Annotated in this window: 22 protein-coding genes; 4 read left to right on the top strand and 18 right to left on the bottom strand. The window is 48.6% G+C overall.

Going from position 1 to position 21,179, the window contains the following annotated elements; all coding sequences use genetic code 11:
* Positions 1-134 precede the first annotated feature (134 nt).
* Entirely contained in the window at positions 135-1,007 is an 873-nt protein-coding gene (locus E1757_RS22660) for an aminoglycoside 6-adenylyltransferase (RefSeq protein ID WP_133232381.1), read from the bottom strand.
* Positions 1,008-1,273: 266 nt separating this feature from the next.
* Between E1757_RS22660 and E1757_RS22655 the strand changes: the two genes are divergently transcribed.
* Positions 1,274-2,872 carry a catalase gene (locus E1757_RS22655; protein ID WP_246079406.1) on the top strand — a complete coding sequence of 533 codons (1,599 nt, stop codon included), beginning with the start codon at positions 1,274-1,276 and terminating at the stop codon, positions 2,870-2,872.
* A 161-nt stretch (positions 2,873-3,033) separates the two neighbouring features.
* On the opposite strand, the gene E1757_RS22650 is transcribed toward E1757_RS22655, so the two are convergent.
* The 5 genes from E1757_RS22650 to E1757_RS22630 form a co-directional block, all read right to left on the bottom strand.
* On the bottom strand, positions 3,034-3,336 hold the full coding sequence (locus E1757_RS22650; RefSeq protein ID WP_133232377.1) for a type II toxin-antitoxin system RelE/ParE family toxin: 303 nt from the start codon (positions 3,334-3,336) through the stop codon (positions 3,034-3,036).
* Positions 3,323-3,595: a type II toxin-antitoxin system Phd/YefM family antitoxin gene (locus E1757_RS22645; RefSeq protein ID WP_133232375.1), complete on the bottom strand. Its 273-nt coding sequence runs from the start codon at positions 3,593-3,595 to the stop codon at positions 3,323-3,325. The genes E1757_RS22650 and E1757_RS22645 overlap by 14 nt, the downstream gene beginning before the upstream one ends.
* A 159-nt stretch (positions 3,596-3,754) precedes the next feature.
* Positions 3,755-4,930: an MFS transporter gene (locus E1757_RS22640; RefSeq protein WP_133232373.1), complete on the bottom strand. Its 1,176-nt coding sequence runs from the start codon at positions 4,928-4,930 to the stop codon at positions 3,755-3,757.
* Positions 4,931-5,024: 94 nt separating this feature from the next.
* Positions 5,025-5,603 carry a TetR/AcrR family transcriptional regulator gene (locus E1757_RS22635; protein WP_133232371.1) on the bottom strand — a complete coding sequence of 193 codons (579 nt, stop codon included), beginning with the start codon at positions 5,601-5,603 and terminating at the stop codon, positions 5,025-5,027.
* A gap of 97 nt (positions 5,604-5,700) precedes the next feature.
* On the bottom strand, positions 5,701-7,071 hold the full coding sequence (locus E1757_RS22630; protein ID WP_133232369.1) for an aminotransferase-like domain-containing protein: 1,371 nt from the start codon (positions 7,069-7,071) through the stop codon (positions 5,701-5,703).
* A 166-nt stretch (positions 7,072-7,237) separates the two neighbouring features.
* Between E1757_RS22630 and E1757_RS22625 the strand changes: the two genes are divergently transcribed.
* Together E1757_RS22625 and E1757_RS22620 are read left to right on the top strand one after the other, a co-directional pair.
* On the top strand, positions 7,238-8,200 hold the full coding sequence (locus E1757_RS22625) for a DMT family transporter (protein WP_133232367.1): 963 nt from the start codon (positions 7,238-7,240) through the stop codon (positions 8,198-8,200).
* Between the two features lie 30 nt (positions 8,201-8,230).
* Positions 8,231-9,007, top strand: a complete 777-nt coding sequence (locus tag E1757_RS22620) for an arylamine N-acetyltransferase family protein (protein WP_133232365.1) — start codon at positions 8,231-8,233, stop codon at positions 9,005-9,007.
* Positions 9,008-9,174: 167 nt separating this feature from the next.
* On the opposite strand, the gene E1757_RS22615 is transcribed toward E1757_RS22620, so the two are convergent.
* The gene (locus tag E1757_RS22615) at positions 9,175-9,735 is read right to left on the bottom strand and encodes an NADPH-dependent FMN reductase (protein WP_165972241.1); all 561 of its coding nucleotides are present in this window, start codon (positions 9,733-9,735) and stop codon (positions 9,175-9,177) included.
* 41 nt (positions 9,736-9,776) lie between these two features.
* The gene (locus E1757_RS22610) at positions 9,777-10,691 is read right to left on the bottom strand and encodes an NADP-dependent oxidoreductase (RefSeq protein WP_133232361.1); all 915 of its coding nucleotides are present in this window, start codon (positions 10,689-10,691) and stop codon (positions 9,777-9,779) included.
* Positions 10,692-10,811: 120 nt separating this feature from the next.
* Between E1757_RS22610 and E1757_RS22605 the strand changes: the two genes are divergently transcribed.
* Entirely contained in the window at positions 10,812-11,681 is an 870-nt protein-coding gene (locus tag E1757_RS22605; RefSeq protein ID WP_133232359.1) for a LysR family transcriptional regulator, read from the top strand.
* Positions 11,682-11,693: 12 nt separating this feature from the next.
* On the opposite strand, the gene E1757_RS22600 is transcribed toward E1757_RS22605, so the two are convergent.
* The 10 genes from E1757_RS22600 to E1757_RS22555 form a co-directional block, all read right to left on the bottom strand.
* Positions 11,694-12,536 carry a M15 family metallopeptidase gene (locus E1757_RS22600; protein ID WP_133232357.1) on the bottom strand — a complete coding sequence of 281 codons (843 nt, stop codon included), beginning with the start codon at positions 12,534-12,536 and terminating at the stop codon, positions 11,694-11,696.
* Positions 12,537-12,625: 89 nt separating this feature from the next.
* A complete protein-coding gene (locus E1757_RS22595) occupies positions 12,626-13,720 on the bottom strand; it encodes a HAMP domain-containing sensor histidine kinase (RefSeq protein ID WP_133232355.1) in 1,095 nt (364 codons plus the stop codon).
* Complete coding sequence (locus E1757_RS22590; protein ID WP_133232353.1) at positions 13,713-14,402, bottom strand: response regulator transcription factor; 690 nt, start codon at positions 14,400-14,402, stop codon at positions 13,713-13,715. Before E1757_RS22590 ends, E1757_RS22595 begins: the two co-directional genes overlap by 8 nt.
* Positions 14,403-14,635: 233 nt before the next feature.
* Positions 14,636-15,505 (bottom strand): PhnE/PtxC family ABC transporter permease, encoded by an 870-nt coding sequence (locus E1757_RS22585; protein WP_133232351.1) that lies wholly within the window; start codon positions 15,503-15,505, stop codon positions 14,636-14,638.
* A gap of 1 nt (position 15,506) precedes the next feature.
* Positions 15,507-16,292 carry a PhnE/PtxC family ABC transporter permease gene (locus E1757_RS22580; RefSeq protein ID WP_133232349.1) on the bottom strand — a complete coding sequence of 262 codons (786 nt, stop codon included), beginning with the start codon at positions 16,290-16,292 and terminating at the stop codon, positions 15,507-15,509.
* Positions 16,282-17,070, bottom strand: coding sequence for a phosphonate ABC transporter ATP-binding protein (phnC, locus tag E1757_RS22575; protein ID WP_133232347.1), 789 nt, complete (start codon positions 17,068-17,070; stop codon positions 16,282-16,284). The genes E1757_RS22580 and phnC overlap by 11 nt, the downstream gene beginning before the upstream one ends.
* Before the next feature lie 154 nt (positions 17,071-17,224).
* Positions 17,225-18,283, bottom strand: coding sequence for a phosphate/phosphite/phosphonate ABC transporter substrate-binding protein (locus tag E1757_RS22570; protein WP_133232345.1), 1,059 nt, complete (start codon positions 18,281-18,283; stop codon positions 17,225-17,227).
* Positions 18,284-18,369: 86 nt separating this feature from the next.
* Complete coding sequence (locus tag E1757_RS22565; protein WP_133232343.1) at positions 18,370-19,098, bottom strand: phosphonate C-P lyase system protein PhnL; 729 nt, start codon at positions 19,096-19,098, stop codon at positions 18,370-18,372.
* An 18-nt stretch (positions 19,099-19,116) separates the two neighbouring features.
* The gene (gene phnM, locus E1757_RS22560) at positions 19,117-20,298 is read right to left on the bottom strand and encodes a phosphonate metabolism protein PhnM (RefSeq protein ID WP_133232341.1); all 1,182 of its coding nucleotides are present in this window, start codon (positions 20,296-20,298) and stop codon (positions 19,117-19,119) included.
* 25 nt (positions 20,299-20,323) lie between these two features.
* Positions 20,324-21,169, bottom strand: a complete 846-nt coding sequence (locus E1757_RS22555; protein ID WP_133232339.1) for an ATP-binding cassette domain-containing protein — start codon at positions 21,167-21,169, stop codon at positions 20,324-20,326.
* Positions 21,170-21,179 lie beyond the last annotated feature (10 nt).

The raw sequence follows: 21,179 nt of genomic DNA, 5'->3' as shown, positions 1-21,179 counted from the left end.
CGCACGCTAAAATTAGAATTCGATTAGAATTCGATCAAAATAAAAACGTTCAACAAAAAACCAGCCGCAACACGTAAAAAGTGTTGGGCTGGTTGTGATTCATTATGCGGTTATCCGTGAAATAGCTTCATGGATCAATAAATTTCGGCGGCATCGGGCGGCAGCTGTTGAACATGCTTTAAATATTCCGTGACACGCCGGTCGTCTTCATGAGGATACTCATAATGGAAATGATCCGCAACGTACTTCGCCGTACTGCGAAAAAGTGCTCCCGCAGCGAGCAGCGCATTCCATGTACTCTTGTAGCTGCCATCGGCGTAAGTGGACAAAAGCTGCTGCCAGCTTTGCTCGGAAAGATAGTTATCCAAATATTTTCCGTTTTTACCGGTACTGACTGAAAAATTTGTTCGGATGCCTGCTTCCCATTCCAGCATTTTAATGAGCATGGGCCTGACGATTTTGTTCAGATGGTCCTGGGCATAAAGGATTTCATTCCTCCATAAGCCTTTCGCCACATACGTAGAAACCCACCAAAATTCATTGCAGCAGTCCGCGAAAAACTCGGCCGAAGGGCGCTTCACCCAATAATCTTTGTCAGTAGGAGCCGGGACCCCGGGGAAAATGCCGTCTTTATCCAATAAAACCATCATCAGCTTGTCTTCTTTGCTATACGCCTCGTACCCATCCAGCGGGACTAAAGTCAGATCGATGCGATTCCCGTCCGTAAACAGCATCAGATAGGAAAAACACCGGCCCAGTTCCGGAGGAAACATGGACATGGCTTCGGGAGTCTGCATAATAATCCGCTCTCCAAAAACGTCAATCCAATCTGGTTGAAGGAGAAAGGATTTCATCTCCGAAACATGAAAGCTGACGTCGTAATCCTGAAACATATCTTTGGGAACATTCGGATTCGTTCTCGAGCCTTCCAGCGTTACGGCACGGACCCGCTCGTCTTTTTGGGCTAACCCGATAATTAATTCAAACATCTCTTTTTCATTTCTCATATTCGTTTGCCGACCTCCGCATTTTATTTGTTTGGATGCATTTCAAAATTGCAGGCGGGAGGTCCGCGGGTTCGAACGTCGCGAATACGGATTCGATAAGCATGTTATAACTTGACGAACGTTTTTTTCATCATTTTCTTCCCCTTTCAGAAAGAACGTCTGTTTATTCTCAGAATACCATTCGTTTCCATTTGATGCAATTCGTAATAATTTGTTAAAAATAGGGAAACATGAGGGCGGGAATAAAATGTACAGGAGGGCTAATCGTGGCAAAAGATCCATCCAATCGTGAAAACCGGAACTCTGAAAACGACCATACCTTGACGAATCGGCAGGGACATCCGGTTACGAACAATCAAAATTTGAGAACCGTAGGCAACCGCGGTCCGGCCACTTTGGAAAATTACGATTTTATCGAAAAAATCAGCCATTTTGACCGCGAGCGTGTTCCGGAGCGTGTCGTGCATGCCCGCGGCGCAGGCGCTCACGGTTATTTCGAAACTTATGGAACGGCAGGCGACGAGCCGATATCGAAGTATACGCGTGCGAAAATTTTTCAGGAGAAAGGGAAGCAGACCCCCGTGTTCGTCCGTTTCTCGACCGTCATCCACGGCGGACATTCCCCTGAAACGCTTCGCGATCCCCGCGGATTTGCCGTAAAATTTTATACGGAGGACGGGAATTGGGATTTGGTTGGAAACAACCTGAAAATTTTCTTTATCCGCGACGCCATTAAATTTCCCGACATGATTCATGCGTTTAAACCGGATCCCATTACAAATATTCAGGATGGAGAACGATTTTTCGACTTTTGCGCAAGCTCTCCCGAAACGTTTCACATGGTGACATTCGTTTATTCGCCTTGGGGCATTCCAGCCAACTATCGCATGATGCAAGGCTCCGGCGTCAACACGTATAAATGGGTAAACCGGCAAGGAGAGGCGGTGCTCGTCAAATATCACTGGGAGCCGAAGCAAGGCATCAAAAACTTGACGCAAAAAGAAGCCAGCGAGATCCAGGCCATCAATTTCAATCATGCGACTCAAGATTTATATGATGCGATTGCACGCGGCGATTATCCGGAATGGGAATTGCTGGTCCAAATCATGAGTGTCGACGATCATCCCGAATTGGATTTTGACCCGCTGGACGATACAAAGCTGTGGCCGGAGGAACGTTTTCCTTGGCTGCCGGTCGGAAAAATGGTTTTAAACCGCAACCCGGAGGATTATTTCACGGAAGTGGAGCAAGCGGCATTCGGTACAGGCGTCCTCGTCGACGGCCTTGATTTTTCCGATGATAAAATGCTTCAAGGCCGAACGTTTTCCTATTCTGATACGCAGCGCCACCGCGTAGGCGCGAATTATTTGCAGCTGCCGATCAACGCGCCGAAAAAGAGGGTTGCAACGAACCAGAGCGGCGGCCAGATGCAATATAAAGTCGACCGCGCCCCCGGTCAAAATCCTCATATTAATTATGAGCCCTCGATGTTGGGCGGATTAAAGGAAACGGAGCAGGCAGGCAAGGAATATACGCCGCATATTGAAGGAAGACTGGTGCGCGAGTCGATCTCCCGGCAGAGCAATACCAAGCAAGCGGGCGACACGTACCGCAGGTTCGAGGAATGGGAAAGAGCCGAATTAATCTCCAACCTTGTAGCGGACCTTTCGCGATGCGACAAGCGCATTCAACATAAAATGATAGCTCTCGCCGAAGAGGCTGACAAGGAATACGGCCGACGTTTAAGGGAAGGATTGGCCAATGCGCCGAATGGCGGATCCAGCCAAAAGCCGCTCGGCAACGGCGAGAGCGATCAAGCGCCTGAAAAAGCCGTGCAAAAAGGCCATGACGCCGCTCCTTATTGATCAAGATACAGAAGCCCGTCTTCGTCGTACATTCAGATGGCTATCGGAATGGACAAGCCGACGCCCGTACCCGCGTCGGCTTGTTATTATTTCGGAGACAGGCCGCGAATATTTCGTCAGCGGATCGACATTTGATTGGAGTCAAAGGGGATCGAACTCCTTTACAATAAAGAGTCGTAATGCCTTTTTCCATGCAAAATACGTCTGATCTGGACTAAATCATTTATGACAACGTAAAATACCAAATAACTATGAACCTGTAAAACGCGGTAACCCTTCAACCGAAGAATTTGATTTTTAATCAAGGGACATCTAAATGGCAATTCTGCAAGCGATGCGATCTGATCAGTAATGTCATCATACAACTCATAAGCGTTAAATAATGATTGTTCATTAATATAATCGATAATCTCCTGCAAATCTCTTATTGCAGCAGGGAAAATCAACACTTTATATTTTCCCACGAATGTTTGACCTCAACTTCCGGGAAACGTCCATGAAGTCTTCGCCGACAGCGCCGTCCGCAATTTCAGCTTCAACCTCAAACAACTTGCTATATAATTCGATTAATGCTTGCTGGCGCTCATACTCCTCGATACTCATGACTACCATATCGCCTGAACCATTCTTAGTTATAAATACAGGCTCACGCTCTCTGTGGCAAAATTCGGAAATTTCATTCGCGTTATTGCGTAAATCTGATATTGGACGTATTGTAGGCATAACGATCGCTCCTCGGCAATATTTGTATATAATTATAGCATAATTACGAGTAAATTAAACATTATATTGTGAGTGAATCTTATCTGTCTCCTTAGTTTCGTTGTCCCAAATCATAACTGTCATGCTTTTCACTATTTCTGCTTGACCCGAAGGAGCCGGTCATGAGGCTTCATCCAGCTCTTTAAGCTGTTTGTTTTTTAATGAAAACGAATAAAATACGGCAAGCAAGCCGACAAGGATGCTTAGGGCCCCTATCCACCCCAGGTTCATCATGGATGTTTGATTTACTGCCCATCCGCCTGCGCCGGCTCCAACAGCTATTCCGAATTGATTAACGGAATGGTTTAGGCCGAGTGCTAAACCGGAGGAGTTCGGGGAAAGCGAAACAAGATAGTATTGCTGTGCAGGCGACGTCATATAAGCGGACCCTATCCAAACCGCAAGGATGATTAGTGCCCCTGTAAATGTTGTCGCTGCCCAAGGAAGAAGCATTAACGCCGCTGCGTGGAGCAGCAGACTGACAAGCAATGTGCGGTATATTCCCCATCGGTCAGCTCCATATCCTCCGATACGCGAACCTATAACCGCAAATATTCCGCATATGAATAGCGCGGCGCTGATCTGTGAAATGTTCAGACCTGCAGCCTCCTGCAGAAAAGGGGATATATAGGTAAACATGATCTGGTACCCTGCAACCCAAAAAAACGTAATGAGCAATCCGCTAATTAAGCGACGATCCCGCAATGCCGCAAGCTGTTTTTTTATCGAAACCGATTCCTGACTTTCAAATTTTGGAACGGATGCAGCAATCCCGATGGTCGATAATACGGCTAAAATGGACGTAAACATAAAGACGGAGCGCCATCCCCAATATTCGCCTATTAACGTTCCGAGGGGAACGCCGACAACCAAGGCCGTACTTGCTCCCATAACAATAATGCCGATAGCGTTGCCCCGCCTCTCCGGCGCTGCTATACTTGAGCCTACAGTCAAAGCGACAACTGCAAATACGCCTACGCTTGCCGCCTGAACAATCCTGGAAGCCATGAGAACGGTGAAATTGGGGCTAAAAAAGGCCAGCAAATTGCCGACGATGAAAACAAAAAAGGAAAGGAGAAGCAGCTTCTTCCTCTCCATTTTTGAAGTTAGTGATATCAAAATGGGCGTCCCAACCGCAATTACAGCGGCAAAAACAGTCACCAATTGACCGGCAATCCCAATGGACACCTTCGTATCCTGTGCAATCATTCCCAGAATACCTGCTACAACAATTTCCGCTGTAACCATGACAAATAAGCCAAAGGCAAGTAAATAAATGATCGCATTCTTGTTCATCTTCAGTTCTCCCCTACCATCGTTTTTTTCATCAGCGTAATTACTTGTTTTTTTGAATGATCATTAAAATATTAGGTAAAAAAAAGGGCACCTTTCAATCGAATATCGAAAGATTGACCCGAACGATGTCCTCCAGAACTGTCATATCCGATATCGTCTTGGCGGTAACCATCAATCCGCCTTGCGCATTGTTCAAAGATCTTGCAAGCGCCGTCAGATCTTGATAGCGCTCATTAAGCTCCCCCTGTTCCCTGGCCCGGGTCAATGCGTCGTAATAAGCGCGTTCAAGACGGATTCTTTCCTTTTCTAAAAAATCGGCAATCTCGGGGTCATGCGGTGCGAGTTCAACACAAGTATTGTTCACGAAGCATCCCCTCGACCGATCTGTATGGGCAAGGCTTGCAAGCACTTCACGGAACACTTGAGTGATGGCTTCCTTTCCCGACGGCGTCCGTTCGAGCGTATGAATGACCGTGCTTTGGTTGACATAATGCTTGAGCGCCGCGAAAAATAAATCGCGTTTGCCCCCGTAAGTATTGTATAGACTCTGCGCCTTGACGCCCACATGATTAACCAGCTCTTGGATGGACGTACCTTCATAACCATGCTTCCAGAAATATTCCATAGCTTTGGAAAGCACCTCTGTCGTATCGAACTCTCTGTGCCTGGCCACGATGATCCCCCCTATTGCCAAGTAACTTGACGAATTTTAATCGGCTCTGCTGAAATCGCAATATTGTTCATCGACACCTCCTAATACTAGAAGCTTATCATTTCTTTAACAAACATTCAAGAATAAACAATCCATCCGCACGCCTTACTTCCTCGACGATCGCCATGATCCCTTCCTCGATTCGCTCAGGCTGCGCCCGGGAAATGCTGAGCCGCAAAAACTTCTCCCGCTCCATGTAACCGGACAAATAAAATTTTTTCCCCGGCACAACGCTGATTTTCCTCGCTGCAAGCCGATTCGTTAACCGTTCCAGATTGACCGTCCGCGGCAGCTTAAACTGCACATATATGCCTGAGCGGACATCCGATATTTCAATCTCCCCGGCGTCATTATACTTTTGTACGGCCTCATTCAAAGTACGAATCCGCGCCGTATATTGCCTGTTTATTTTGTGCTTGTGCCGCTCGTACATGCCGTTTTTGATGTATACTTCAAGCGCCGCCTGGGACAATAACGACGTATCGGCGTAATTTTTGCGGGCGTGGAACGCCTCCAGCAGCGATCCCGGCAAAACGGTTGCACCCAGGCGCAATCCCGGGAAAATGATTTTCGAAAAGCTTTTCAAATACACGACATGCGAGGTTCCGTTATAGGCGTAAATGGGATCGAATCCCCGTTCTTCGCCCAGGTCGGCCATATAATCGTCCTCTACGACGTACACATTGTATTTGCTCGCCAATCCGGCGATCGCCTTCCGCTCCTCCATGCTGTACGAAGTGCCCAGCGGATTGTGGTATCTCGACATCGTGTAAAAAAATTTAATCCCATCATATTTGAACTTCTTCTCCAGTTCCCGCAAGTCGATGCCTGCCGTCGAACGGGCGATGCCGCGCACCGGTATGCCTTCAGCTTCAAGAAACCGCAAATAAATATCGTAGCTCGGCTGTTCTACCAAAATAAGCGAGTTCCCGTTCGGAAACGGCATTTTCGCCAAAATTTCCAACGCCTGCTGCACGCCCGATGTAACTACAATCCGCTCCGCTGTCGTAAACACCTGATCGCCGGCCAAATGGGAAACGAGCGTATGGCGGAGGCTTTCCAGCCCTTTCGGATCGCCATAGGTAAACAGATGATATTTGTAAGTATCGATCGCCTTGTTCAAGCAATGCTGAAAATCCAAATACGGAAACAGGTTTACATCCGGCGAAGCCGAAGCGAAATCGATGATTTGACTCTCCATGCGGTCTTCCCCGTCACCCGGTTTTTCGACCACGTAGTAGCCGCTTTGCGAAATCGAATAAATCATGTGGCGCTTCTCCAATTCCGCATACGCCCGTATAATGGTGCTGACGCTGCATCCGTAAGACTTCGCGGCATTGCGGACAGAAGGCAGCTTTTGGCCGGAACGGTATCGTCCTTCTGTAATTTGTTGCTCCATATCAGAAAGAATGGACATGTATTTGTTCACGCCGCTCCCCTCGCTTTCTGTATTTATTATAGCGGATCAGCCAACTGTATCGATACACTTTACGTAATTATATATTGTCCGGGCCGACCATTTGCCATACGATGTCAAGTAACGGATCGATATTCGCGAACGAGATTCCGATTTTTGAAACGAGGTGGACATCGTTATGAATCAAAACGGGCTGAAGCTTGCTTATGTATTAGCCGTGCTGAACGCGGTAATTATCGGATTTTCATTTTTGTTTGCCAAAATGGCGCTCGAGCACGGCCAGCCTGTCGACACGCTGATGTACCGTTTTGCCGCATCGTTTGCGGCCGTCTCCATCCCGGTTATGTTCGGGCGGGTACGTCTGAATTACCGCGGCAAACCGCTATATAAAATACTGCTGCTGGCCACAATGTATCCGTTCGGATTTTTCACGCTGCAAACGTTCGGGCTGCAGCATGCCACTTCTTCCGAGGGAGGCATCCTGTATGCCTTCACGCCGATTGTGACGATGCTGCTGGCCTTCGTGTTTTTAAAGGAATCGACGACGGCGCTGCAGAAGCTGTCGATCTTTTTGTCGGTATTCGGCGTTGCGTTCATCTTTATCATGAAGGGAAGCGGCATCGACTTGTCCAATATGACAGGATTTCTCCTGTTGTTTTTATCGACTCTGACTTTTGCCGGATACAGCGTTTTGGCCCGCTCGCTTTTACGAACATACACCCCGATGGAAATCAGCTTTTTGATGCTGGGAATCGGCTTCGTCACGTTTTTGGCGATATCGCTCACCGGTCATGCGGCCTCGGGGACGCTCGATCAGCTATTCGCGCCGCTCGCCAGCGGGACTTTTATCGTGTCTATCCTTTACCTGGGGGTCATTTCCTCATTCGTCACCGCGTTAACGGCCAACTACGTCTTATCTAAAATCGAAGCTTCCAGGATGAGCGTATTTTCCAATCTGGCGACGGTCGTTTCTGTCGCTGCCGGGTCGATATTTTTAAAAGAAGACATAACGGTCTATCATATTATCGGTTCGATACTGATTATAATAGGGGTTATGGGCACGAATTATCGGGGACAGAACAAAATTCCCAAAAAAGCTGCTGCGCCGGGGCTCCAATCGGACCGCGCGGAAGCGCAATAAGCTGCGGGAAACGATAAGGAGGAACGGCAAATGAGCGAGCTGAACGCGTTATTTCGTCAACGGATCGGCCTTTCGGAGGATGAAACGATCACTTTTGCAAGCCTGAATCACCTACTTGAGCAAACGGCAACAATCATTCCTTTTGAAAATTTAAGAATCATCGAAGGGAAAACCAACGACATTACAAAAGACAGCCTCATGAACAAAATTTTAGTGAACAAGGAAGGCGGGCTATGCTACGAACTAAACTCGATCTTGTATTTCTTTCTGGTCGACAATGGCTTCAACGTCGTATTAACGCGCGGGGTCGTATACAATCATGATGCTCAAGTATACTCGGCGGCAGGAAGAACCCATGTAACCATCCTTCTGACGCATGAGGATCAAACCTACTTAATAGATACGGGCTTTGGCGGAAATTTGCCATTGAAGCCTGTTCCTTTAAGCGGGGAGCCGGTAAGCTCCGCGAATGGACAGTCCCGGATCAGGAAAACGAGCACCGAGCACGGAGATTATGTGTTTGAACAGAAATTGAAGTATAAGCATACGGATTGGAAAACAGGTTATGCCTTCGATTCCGGAATGCCTGTAACCGATGTATCGGAAATGAATGAGATTCAAAAGATCATCGCACATGACCCGAAATCTTCATTTAATAAAAACCCGCTTGTTACCCGGCTGACGAATGAAGGAAATATGACCTTAACGGATACCTCCTTCACCCGATGGAGCCATGGTATCGTAACCAAAGAGAGCATCGACAGAGCGAGATTCAAGGAGCTGCTAAAGGAGCATTTCGGGATGTAGGAGTCGATATGCCGAATGTTGTCCCGGCGGTATACTGCGCTGCCTTAGAGATCCGGCTGGAGCTAATATGAAAGGACCGTCCGGAAAAAATCACGGACGATCCTTCATGTACCGAGGTATGGGTACGGGTTCCAACCGCTGGTGATACCCAAAAAACCGGCAGCCTTTTACTGAATATTCCTGGCTTCGTGTAAAGCCTTGCTCCACCAAAGCAAATCATCCAACACATAGTTCAAATTCGCAACGTCATGTTCATCGCCGTTAAACCGGTTATTTTCAATTTTCTCATGCACCCTCATGAGATGCAGCGCATTGCCCAGCGCAGCCATCTTTAATTCGATCAGCACGAGCCGCAGCTGCTCGATGCCGCGTATTCCGCCTGTCGGTCCATAGCCGATGAAGCCTGCCGGCTTGCGCCCCCATTCATCGTACAGGTAATCGACGGCATTTTTGAGCGCGGACGTATAGCTGTGGTTATATTCCGGGCTAATAAACAAATACCCGTCCGCTTCCTTGATCTTGTCCGCCCAGAGCTGCTGCAGACGATTTTCATACTCGCCGCGGATGGGCGGCTTGGCGAGATCGAACATCGGTAAATTCCATTCCTTCAAGTCGATCAATTCGACGGACATGTCTCCTCTCGCCGCGGCCGTCTCATAAGCCCATTCCCCGATAGATCTGCCTCTTCGCCCTTCCCGGATACTTCCGATAATCAGTTGAATGTTCAATTCAATTCTCTCCTTTGCAATGGCCATAAATACAATTGTTATTAGTCAAAAGTGAGGACGATTTTGCCGCGGCCGTGCCGGGTCTCGATCTCCCTGTGCGCAGCTTCGACCTGATCGAGCGGGAACGTCTGCCGGATTTGAATGCGCAGCTTCCCCATTGTATGCAGCTCGACCAGTTCGGCAAGACGGGCTGCGGTGCGTTCGCCGCGGACGACGCAAAGACCGAGCTCGCCGATCAGCTCGTGGGCGGCGAATGTGCAGATGCGGCTCCTGTCCTTCACCAGCTCCACCGATGCGCGGACGGCGTCAGCTCCTGCCGTATCGAAGGCCGCATCGACCCCTTGCGGCGCGATTGCCCGCACCAGTTCGACCAGTCCTTCCCCATACGCAACCGGTATGGCGCCAAGCGAGCGAACATAGTCGTGATTGCCCTCGCTGGCTGTGCCGATGACAGTCGCGGCCCCCCACTCCTTGGCCAGCTGTACGGCGAATGCGCCGAGCGAGCCGGCTGCGCCGTGGATCAGAAGCGTATCGCTTGGTCCGATGCCGATCGCCTTCAGCGCGATATAAGCGCCCTGACCATTGCCGGTTAATCCCCCCGCCTCTGCCCAGGACATCGACTCGGGCTTGCTCACGATTTGATTCGCGCTAACCGTCACATATTCGGCATAGCAGCTCAATGTCGTGAAGCCGAGCACTTCGCTCCCCAATGTGACGTTCGTTACCCCGTCGCCAACCTGATCTACGATGCCCGCGAACTCGTTCCCGGGAATTTGCGGCAAGCTTATCGTGACGCCCGCCGGCGACCAGCCGCTGCGCACACTGCAGTCGTAATGCTGTACGCCCGCCGCCTTCACCCGGATCCTTACTTGGCCCGGTCCGGCTTGCGGTTCCGGAAATTCCATCACACGCATAACCTCCGGACCGCCAATCGAAGCAAATGCAGCAGCCTTCATCTCATTACCCTCTTTCTTGTTTAGATGAGATTCATTTTATAATTGATCTGCAATAAATAAAAATATATATTAAGCTATATAGATCATATACTGCAGTATATGATTAAGGGGGGAGAACGTATGGAGCTGCTGCAATTGCAATATTTTCGAACGGTTGCCAGACTGGAGCATATGACGCGGGCGGCCCAGGAGCTACGGATCGCTCAGCCTGCTCTAAGCAAGACGATCGCCCGATTGGAGGAGCATGTGGGGGTGCCGCTGTTTGACCGGCAAGGCGGGCGGATTCGATTGAATCCGTTCGGCAGAGCGTTCTTGAACAAAGTGGAAGCCGCGCTTGCGCTGTTGGAGGACGGGCGGAAGGAGGTTCTCGAGCTGGCCGGCCTGGAGCATGGGAGCATTCATTTGACGACTTTGACCTTGGCTCGTCTATCGGAGCCGTTGGGCGAATTTCTTTCGCTTCATCCAAACGTCAATATGCAAATTACGCAGGCCTCGACCGAAGAAATTACGCAATTAATCGAAGCCGGAGCGGTCGATATCGGCTTTACGGCGATGCCGCTTGAATATCCGGGCATTGCGCATGTGACTGTGCTGAAGGAGCAATTATATTTGGCGGTTCCCCGCGAGCACCGTTTGGCAAGCCGCCATGCCGTTCGTCTTAGCGAAGCGGCCGAAGAACCGTTTATCGGGTACAAGGAAAGCTTTGTTTTTCAAAAAATGAACGAATTGTTTTTTCGGGAGGCCGGAATGTCGCCGAAATTCGTCTGCCAGGTAGACGAACCCGGCGCTATGGTCAGTCTGGTCCGCTCCGGGCTCGGCGTTGCGCTATTCGGATGCAAGAGCGAAGAAGACACGGGGATTGTTCTGCTGCCTATCGAATATCCTGTCTGTCAGCGCGACTATCGGATCATTTGGTCGGAGAAACGATACTTGTCCATGGCGGCTCGCAAATTTCGCGACTTTGTCATCGAATATTTTTCCAACCGGTGAAGGACACCAAGCTCAAAGCTGAACGGTTACAATTACGCCATCGATATTGTTTCCGGATATCTTATAGCGACGATTGGCTGGCACCTGAATCGTCGCGCTTCGGGAAACGGGTTCATATAAAATCTCATACTGCTTGCCGTCTACTTTCACCAAAATGGACTTTTGCTCTTTCAAATAATCCAAGTATTCTTCCAATGTGAAATCGTTATCCTCCATAATCCCGCTGTGCGGCAAACCAACGTAGCGAAAATGCCAAGGTTCATATTGAATGCCCGTAATCGCGGTTTTGTCCTTCGGATAACGTAAAATAAATCCGTATTTCCATGCATTCTTTTTCAACCATGCTCCTTCGGGAGCTTGATTCATTTCTTTGAGGGTGGATCCGATATCCAGAGATAAACCGAGGTTATGCTCGCTGTGGCCCGCTGGCAGAGCATAATCGGCTCCCATTTCCTTGTAAAGCTTGCGCTGCTCCGCATCATCCCGATAACCGCTGCTGATCATAAAATGATTGACTCCATCCTTGCCCGCAGCCTGGATCATCGTTATAAAGCTCTGCACTACACTTCGGGGCAGCTGAATCGTGTTATCCAGCAGCCCGAAGCCCGTCACCAGCTCTTTATGCTGAGCCAAACGAACGATGTCAGGTTCGACGCTCCCGGGATGGACCGGGTACTCCTTGTTGACCAATACCAAATTTCCTTTGTAAATCTGATCTTTAGCCACATTGATTTTTGTATTGTTTTTGGCTGCTTCCGCTTTCTTCTGAACATCGATGGAAACCTCCGGCTTCGGTTGAACGGATTCGCAGCCCAGCAGCAGCAATAAAACGAACAAACATAACCACTTCTTCAAACTCAGCTTCCTCCTTAACCTTATGTTCCTCTAGGCTAGGACAAATTGTTTAAAAAGAAGCGGGGCAAATCTAAAGTTTTTCTTAAACTTCAGACCTGAAGCGGTAAACGCACTTCAAAAACAGTACAAATCAAGCCGCTTTCGACGGATATCGTTCCGTTGTGCCGCTCCACGATGTTTTTGGCGATGAACAAGCCGAGGCCTGTGCTGTCCCCCTGATAAGTCCGGGCGTGATCCCCGGTGTAGAACATCTCGAAGAGATAAGGCAGTTCTTCCTGCGGAATCGCATGACCGTAATTGATTACTTGAACGACTGCATCGGAGCCCTCGAGACTGCAGCTGATATCGACATACTGCCCATCCTTTCCATATCGGGCTGCGTTCGTCAGCAGATTTTCAAACACGCGCGCCAATAGCTCCCCTTCACCTGAAATCACAATATGCGGAGGAACATTCAATCTGGCGGTCAAATTATTTTTCTCAAAAATGGGATAAAGCTCCTCGTTCAATTGGTTCAGCAGCTCGCTTAAATCGATCGGCTTTTTTTCCACCGCAAGCATGCCGTAATTCATTCTCGTGATTTCGAACAGTTCTTCGATCAGTTTTTCCAGCCGCCGCGACTTCGTATATGCAATCGTTGCATAATGCCGGGCTTGATCTTCCGTCAAATGATCGTTCGTCAGAATGAAATCCAAATATCCCAAAACGGATGTCAGCGGCGTACGCAAATCATGAGCCAAATTCAATACAAGCTGATCCTTGCTGCTTTCTGCGAAATCTCCCCGCTCGACGGCTTTTTTCAATTTTTCGCCGGCCCGGTTAATGTCTTCCGCAATGTCCTGGAATTCGTCGTTGGAGTGGAGCTCCACCCGGGAAGTGAAGTCGCCGACGGCAAGTCTGTGAATGCCTTTGGAAATGTTATCGAAATACGCTGCGTAAGGCTTGGTCAATAAAAAGAAAAATAATATCGCCAGCGGGACAAACACGATCATAAAAAAATTAACGTCCCCGACACGGTTTATGAAGTAGCGCAGTTGAACCACAGCATCTCCCGGCCGGGCATACTCATGATAGTACAGCTGAAGGCCTTTATACAAAAAGTACGTAAGGATACCGGAAGCGAGCATGCTGAGCCCGAACAGCACGATCATTCTCAACCGAAAGCTTCGTATTATTTTAGCCATTGAACGTATACCCTACTCCCCATACCGTTTTGATATATTTGTTCTTATCGTCGCCAAGCTTTTTCCGAAGCGTGCGGATATGCACCATGACCGTATTTCCGCTCTCATAATAGGATTCGCCCCATACGTGCTGGAATATATGTTCCGCACTGAACACTTTGCTCGGATGACAGGCTAGCAGATATAAAATATCGAATTCTTTGGGCGTCAGCTCGACGGTTCGGCCGTATTGAACAACCGTGTGCCTATCCGGATCGATAATCAAGCCGCCGGCTTCCAGAACCGATTTATTTTCCGTTGAAGGCTGATTCAAATACATGGAGCGACGGAGCTGGGCATTCACCCGGGCAACCAATTCCATCGGGTTAAACGGTTTGGTCAAATAATCGTCGGCTCCTATGACAAGCCCTGTAATTTTATCCAGATCCGACGTTTTCGCGCTCAAGAAAATGATCGGCATCCGATGCTGCTCCCGGATTTGACGGGTTACTTCATGGCCGTCCAGCTTAGGCATCATGATATCCAAAATTGCCAAATCGATCGAATGGGATTGTACCGCATGAACCGCCGCTGCCCCATCCGATACTTTGATCGTATAATAGCCTTCTTTTTCTAAATGCATCGCAATCAGATCCGCAATTTCCGCCTCGTCGTCCGCGATCAATATCGTAATACGCTTCATTCCTATCCAGCTCCCGATTTCATATACGTACCATTATACCCCGTTTAAGCCTTTATCTGCACGCGAAAGCAAAAACCGGTCACAACACGAAAATAAAGTGTTAGACCGGTTTTGTTTATTGGTAATCATAATATCTCGGCAGCTCCACGCTTAAATGATGTACGCGCTTTAAATAAGCTGTGACGCGCCTGTCGACAAGACTTGCATTTGTCGGTTCCATGTCGGTACCACGTTCAATCATGAACCTTTAATTTCTTCTTGATTCTCCCTGCCATAATTTCAAGCAGGATGGCAAATACAAGGATGAAATACGTAATGGCCCCGATCTCCCTGACATCATAATAAAAGGAACTGGCCATAAACATGTCATATCCGATGCCTCCTGCGCCTGCTGCGGCTCCCATGGCCACGGCAACGGCAAAATTGATCTCAAAGCGCATGAAAGTCCATGAAATCAAATACGTGACGGACGACGGAATAACGGCTTGAAACACGATTTGCCACCAATTGGCGCCGCTTGCCTTCAAAGCTTCGATAACCCCCTTGTCCAGTTCCTCGAATGACTCGGAGTAAGCTTTAACAAGATAGCTGACGGAATGAAAGGTCATGCCAATTACCGCTGCAACACTTCCGAGTCCCGCTGCAACCGCAAAAATTAAAACCCATAAAACGGTTGGGACCGCTCTAATAAACGCGACTCCGCCCTTAATTACAATCGAAAGCCTGGGATCGGAGAGATTGCGGGCAGCCAATAAGCTAAGGAACAAGGCGACGAACGAGCCGAACAGCGTTGTCAGAAACGCCAGGCCAAGCGTTATGCTCACCTGCTTAAGCCCGTCTCCAAAAGTAAAGTGATTTATACTTGGCTGGAAGAACATCGTTTTGACGGTAATGGCCATTGAATAGACGGCATCCAGCAATTGAATGTCCTTATAGTCAAAAGTTGCGAATCCATATAACGTTAAGATGGCCAAAGCGGTCAAAGTGAGTCTGATTGCCATCGCTTGTTTGTTGAAGGGCTTCGCCTTCATCCGTTCGTCCAATGTCGTCTTTAGATCGGTGTCTTTGTCATAGACGGCTTTTATCGTTTCTTGAAGTCCCATTTTACAAAATCACCTTCCTGACATAGTTCGAAACGGCTTCTATGAACAAAATTGCAATGACGATGACAATGACAACCAAGGACGCGGAGCTGTAATTCAAACTTTTGTAATACAAGCTGAAAAGAAACCCGATACCTGTTCCGGTCAAAATGCCGATCAATGTGGCATGGCGAATGTTTGTTTCCACCATAAACAAGATCCAGCTGAGCAGCTGAGGGATACTGGAAGGAATCACCGATTGAAAAATGATGGAAAAGTAACCCGCTCCCGTCGCTCTCAGCGCCTCTACAGAGCTATTGCTAACTTCATCGATCGACTCCATGAAGGCGCGCGTCAAAAAACCGAAAGAGCCGAAGAAGAGCGCGAAATACCCGGTCAGCACGCTTTGCCCGAAGGAAAGCAGCAGAATCATCGACCAAGCGGCTACATCAATGTTGCGAAATAAAGTCGCGATCGATCGGCTTATAAAACTAATGACTCCCCCTACACCCGTCGTTTGGGAGCCTGCGATAGCAAACAGCATTGCGAATATGGCTGCAACGGCGGTTGACGCTATGGAAACGAGTATCGTCTCGGTCATGCTGCTGAATATGGCGGGAAGCCGTTTCAGAGCTTTTTCATTAGGATAAAAATTGCTGAGAGCCCACTCGGCAGCTTTCGGAATAGAGGTGAAGCCTTTGATTACATTATAGTCGGTAATGATGATAGCAATTAATGTGACTGCCATTAATAATGTACAGAAGAGCAGCGTGTTCATTCTCTTTCTGGCAAAGAAATTATCCCGCATTTTGACCCTCCATCTCTTCTTCAAGGTCATCCGGCTTCGAGCCATAGATTCTGGACAGCTGCTCGCGATTGATTCCTGCCGGGGGGCCGTCATAAACGATGCTTCCTTTGTTCACACCGATGATCCGATCTGAATATTTAAGCGCTACCTCAACCTGGTGCAGATTAACAATAACCGTGATTCCCATGTTGGAAGAGATACCTCGCAAATGATCCATAATGATTTTGGAGGCGTTCGGATCCAAGGAAGCGATTGGCTCGTCGCAAAGCAGCATTTTAGGGTCTTGAACAAGGGCTCTGGCGATCCCTACCCTCTGCTTTTGTCCGCCGCTCAGCTGATCGCATCGTTTGTACACCTGGTCTTCCAGTCCAAGAATCTTTAATATGGCGTAGGCCTGCCGCTTCTCTTCCTTGGTGTAAAATCCGAGAACGCCTTCCAGAGTGGACTTATACCCAAGCCGACCATGAAGGACATTTTCGATCACGGTCAGCCTGTTCACCAAATTGTAGTGCTGAAAAACCATCCCCATCCGGGTTCGCAGCCGTTTCAATTCGCTCCTGTTAAAGCCCATTATGTTTGCGCCATCAAAAATGATCTCTCCGCTGCTTGCGTCAATCATACGGTTTATACAGCGAAGGAGAGTCGATTTACCCGCGCCCGAAGGTCCGATAATCGACAGGAACTCTCCTTCTCTCACAGCGAAATTAACATCTGATAACGCTCTTGTATCCGCGCCGTACTGCTTTGATACCTGCTTGAATTCCAATAACGTTGTCATGGTTAACTCCCTTGATATGTTTTTGTGGTTCACGTTAAACCATTTATCCGATTACGACTTTATCGGGTTAAGACCCCACCTCTAAGGTGGGCCCTTGAATCGGTGGGGTAGAATCCCCATCTGATTCCCCGATGTTCAGCAAGGCTGAACGAGTTCACTTAGACAGTTCTCTAACCGGATTGAACCAAGCGTCCTCTACGGGCAGAAACTTCTCTTTTCCAGTCTTTTGCTTGAACAAGCCTGAATCCTTCGAATCTTTGGGCAGGAAAACCATAGGGTTCTTGGTTACAGCATCGGAGGTAAAAGCATCCCGCAGCTTCTTCAGGTCTTCTGCGCTGATTGTGCCCGTATTAATGGCGAACGGCGAGTTGAGCACTGGAGTAACGGAAATAACGGTAAATTCTTTGCCGATCAGCGTGTTGAACGGTTCGGCTGCGCCTTGCTTCACTTTATACACCGCACCAGGCTTGTTGGCCGTTCCCGAAGCCAGTTCTACATAATTGGACACGCAAGTATCGCAGAAAGCCGCTACATCAGCTTTTCCGGTCAACAAATTGACAGCGGAGCCTTGATGCGATCCTCCGTACAGCACCTCGCTGAAAAACTTGTCCTTGCCGCCTTGAAGCAGATCATCGGGGGTCAAGTTTTTGAACTTGTCCTTTTTGCTGAAATAGCTTACGATTCCGGCCGAAGGTACTTTAAATCCGGATGTGGAGGAATTTGAAACGAACGAAAACTTTTTACCTGCAATATTATCCATGACATAGTCGCTGCCGCTTTTATACGGATCTTCCTCACCTTTACGTACGTTCAACCAACTGAAGTAAACGGCGTCGTCCAACGTTCCCGACTCTCCGCTCGACACGACCAGCGGTTGGACCTTCTTGTTCTTTGCATTAGCTTCGACGTAGCCTTGCGGTCCCATAAAAGCGACGTCAGCGTTGCCGCTGGCTATAGCTTCGATGGCTATCGTATAATCAGTTGTCGTTTTATGCTCGACTTTTTTTCCTGTTGCGGTTTCAATGACTTTTCCCAGCTCATCGCGGGCATTTTTCAAATCCGCACCGGATTCGTTAGGATACCAGGCAATTGTAATCGTCTCCTTTGTTTTTACAGGGGACGCAGCGGTCTGCGCATCGCCGGCTTTCGATCCGCAGCCTGCCGCAACTGCAACCAATGATAATGAAACGATGAGCGTCAAAATTTTTTTCACCTTTAAACTCCTCCTAGAATAACCGCTATTTTAGTGTAATCAAGCTTAGTATATATCCCGATTATTTTCTAATTGTTCGAACAATTTTAAGATGTTGTAAGATTTTTCTGTTTTTGTGCCGTGTAGAACTTTCCGTCCCTGATTTGATACTCCCGGTTGCACAAATGATCCATGAATTCCAGGTCATGAAAAATGCCCAGCATCGTTGTGCCTTCCTTCATCAGCTGTTCAATAAGCTGTTTCACTTTCAGCTTGGAGCCGTGATCGAGGCTTGCCGTCGGTTCGTCCAGCAGCAGAAGTCTGGGATGCTTGACCATTGCTCTCGCTATATTCAGCCTAAGCTTCTCGCCGCCGGAGAAGGTGGCCGGATAGCTGTTCCATAAGCTGCGGTCCAGCTCAAAGTGCTCCAGCATTTTCACTGTTTCCGCCTCGGCAAAATCCGCATCATGTCCCATTTCCACAATGGCTTCGCGAACCAGCTCCCTGGCAGTCGTACGCGGCATGACGTTCAAAAATTGGGACACATATCCAATTTCAAACTTACGCAAATCAATGACCGTTCTCTCCGAAGCTGCTGCCAGATCAATGAGGCCGAACTGCTTGGAATTGTACCAAATGTTTCCCGATTGAGGCAGATACGTACGATAGATGCACCTCAGGACGGTGGATTTGCCGCTTCCGCTCTTGCCCGTAATACCTACAAATTCCCCTTCCCGGAGATGCAAGCTGATATCTTCAACGGCAGAAATATGTTGGTTCAGATTATGCAGAGTAAACGACTTGGACAGATGTTGTATCGACAGCAGGTTATCCATGCCATCACCTCCTTTTATTTAAATTCTGTAATTTGTTTTTTGTATCAGCTTGCCGTCTACGATCACACCGGTTACGACCGGGAAGTCGTCCGGCTCCAGCCGTTCGATGATAAGCAGATCGGCCTTCTTTCCTTCGGTTACCGAGCCGTATTCCGCGTCGATGTTCACCGCTTGCGCCGGGTGCAATGTCACCAGCTTGAACATCTCTACTAATTCCATCGGGGATGAACCCGCTAATTGGAACACCGCATGAAGCATTGAAGCCGGGTAATAATCGCTGCATAAAATATCGATACAACCGTCGTGCACAGCCTCGGCCGCAGAGAGATTCCCGCTGTGGGAGCCGCCCAGGATGACGTTAGGCGCTCCGGCTACCGTATGCAAGCCCTTTTGCTTCGCTTTGCGCGCAATCTCAAGCGTAATCGGAAATTCACTGATCGCGGTGCCGAAGCTTTGTACCAGATCCAGCTTTTTCAGCGAATCGTCATCATGCGAAGCAATAGCAATGTTCCTCGCTCTGGCCATCTCCGCGATTTCACGGATGGCGTCAACAGTCATTTTTTCTTTCGTCTGATGGTTGGCGATCAAGAGAGCAATGTTATCATCGGAAACATGGTCATAACCGCGGATTGTTTTTTTATACATTTCCAGATCCCGATATTGGCCTTGTCCCGGTGTGTGATCCATAAAGGAAACGAGGTGAACTTTCTCTTCCATAATGTAGCTTTTCAAATTGTCGATTTGATCCAAATTGTCGATCTCGAATCTGGCGTGAAACCGGTGACGGATCAAGTGCTTGCTGTTGTGCGTTCGGTCGATCAAATCGATCATCTTGCGCACATTTTCCGGCTCCCGGATAGGGCGATACTTATAATCGGCGGATTTGAATATCGACAAGGAATGGTACATCGTAGTAATCCCGTGCGAGATTAGCTCCTTCTCTGTTTCACGCAGACCCAGGCGGAAATCGATGAGCGAGGTTGGTCTTGGCGCTGTCATATGCTCGATATAATCCGAATGAATATCGATCATTCCCGGGGTGACATAGCCCCCGCCCGCATCGATGACTTCCGTATGCTGATCCGCAGCAAGCTCTCCTTTACGGGCAATACGGGCAATCCGATCATCCTGAATAAGCAAATCGCAGTCGTCCAAAAGCGATTCATCCGTAATAATGATTCCGTTAGTAATAAGTAACATTAAATAGCCTCCTCCCGCTGATTCGCTATAATAAGGAATGAACTAGCTGCTGGGTATAAGCATGCTGGGGATCTTCAAGGATTTGGTCTGTCAGGCCTTGCTCGACGACTCGGCCGTCCAGCATAACCATCGTCCGGTCCGCGAGCATCCGGATAACGCCGAGATCATGCGATACGAGCAGCATGCTGATGCTCAGCTCCCTTTGCAAATGCTTGATCAGATCCAATACGTTGGCCTGAACGGATAAGTCAAGGCCGGTTGTCACTTCATCAAGCAGCAGTATCGGCGGATTGTTGGATAAGGCCTTGGCAATCTGCACCCGCTGCTGCATGCCGCCGGAGAAGTTCTTCGGCGCTTCCTTCATCCGGGAAACCGGAATATGAACCCGCTCCAGCAGCTCGCTTCCCCGCGATTCCATAGCCGCCACATTGCGGTTTCCGGCTGCGATCATCTTCTCCGCAATATTGCCTATGGAGGAGAAGTTCATCCTGAGACCCAGAACCGGATTTTGATAAACTTTGCCCATCAGATGATTGCGAATATATTTTTTTTGCTGGGTCGATTCAGCGAACATATTTTTGCGTCCTTCTTTATATGGCTGAAGATACGCCTCGCCCGAGGTGACCTCCTGGTCGAAATACAGGCACCGCATCAGCGTCGATTTGCCGCTGCCGCTCTCCCCTACGATGCCGAGGACTTCTCCGGGAAACAAGTCGAATGTGATGTTCTGGCACGAATAGACGGTGTCGCAGACGCGGCAATAGTTTTTTTCCAATATGCGGCGTTCCGGCCGGCTGCATTGCTCGCAACCGGGACCGAATTGCTTGTTCAAATGGTTTACGGTCATGATCGGGACTGCTTTTTCTCCCATTTTGACGTCA

The organism is Paenibacillus piri (assembly GCF_004354045.1).
Taxonomy (GTDB): Bacteria; Bacillota; Bacilli; order Paenibacillales; family NBRC-103111; genus Paenibacillus_S; species Paenibacillus_S piri.
Note: the sequence above shows the minus strand (reverse complement) of the source record. Positions and strands in the feature narration are given on the sequence as shown.

Bases quoted from the DNA above. Each gene is read 5' to 3' on its own strand.
- E1757_RS22555 (WP_133232339.1), bottom strand. From the start codon at position 21,169: ATGGGAGAAAAAGCAGTCCCGATCATGACCGTAAACCATTTGAACAAG.
- E1757_RS22565 (WP_133232343.1), bottom strand. From the start codon at position 19,098: ATGGATAACCTGCTGTCGATACAACATCTGTCCAAGTCGTTTACTCTG.
- E1757_RS22620 (WP_133232365.1), top strand. From the start codon at position 8,231: ATGAGCGAGCTGAACGCGTTATTTCGTCAACGGATCGGCCTTTCGGAG.
- E1757_RS22610 (WP_133232361.1), bottom strand. From the start codon at position 10,691: ATGAAGGCTGCTGCATTTGCTTCGATTGGCGGTCCGGAGGTTATGCGT.
- E1757_RS22660 (WP_133232381.1), bottom strand. From the start codon at position 1,007: ATGAGAAATGAAAAAGAGATGTTTGAATTAATTATCGGGTTAGCCCAA.
- E1757_RS22625 (WP_133232367.1), top strand. From the start codon at position 7,238: ATGAATCAAAACGGGCTGAAGCTTGCTTATGTATTAGCCGTGCTGAAC.
- E1757_RS22645 (WP_133232375.1), bottom strand. From the start codon at position 3,595: ATGCCTACAATACGTCCAATATCAGATTTACGCAATAACGCGAATGAA.
- E1757_RS22595 (WP_133232355.1), bottom strand. From the start codon at position 13,720: ATGGCTAAAATAATACGAAGCTTTCGGTTGAGAATGATCGTGCTGTTC.
- E1757_RS22580 (WP_133232349.1), bottom strand. From the start codon at position 16,292: ATGCGGGATAATTTCTTTGCCAGAAAGAGAATGAACACGCTGCTCTTC.
- E1757_RS22605 (WP_133232359.1), top strand. From the start codon at position 10,812: ATGGAGCTGCTGCAATTGCAATATTTTCGAACGGTTGCCAGACTGGAG.
- phnC (WP_133232347.1), bottom strand. From the start codon at position 17,070: ATGACAACGTTATTGGAATTCAAGCAGGTATCAAAGCAGTACGGCGCG.
- E1757_RS22590 (WP_133232353.1), bottom strand. From the start codon at position 14,402: ATGAAGCGTATTACGATATTGATCGCGGACGACGAGGCGGAAATTGCG.
- E1757_RS22585 (WP_133232351.1), bottom strand. From the start codon at position 15,505: ATGGGACTTCAAGAAACGATAAAAGCCGTCTATGACAAAGACACCGAT.
- phnM (WP_133232341.1), bottom strand. From the start codon at position 20,298: ATGTTACTTATTACTAACGGAATCATTATTACGGATGAATCGCTTTTG.
- E1757_RS22640 (WP_133232373.1), bottom strand. From the start codon at position 4,930: ATGAACAAGAATGCGATCATTTATTTACTTGCCTTTGGCTTATTTGTC.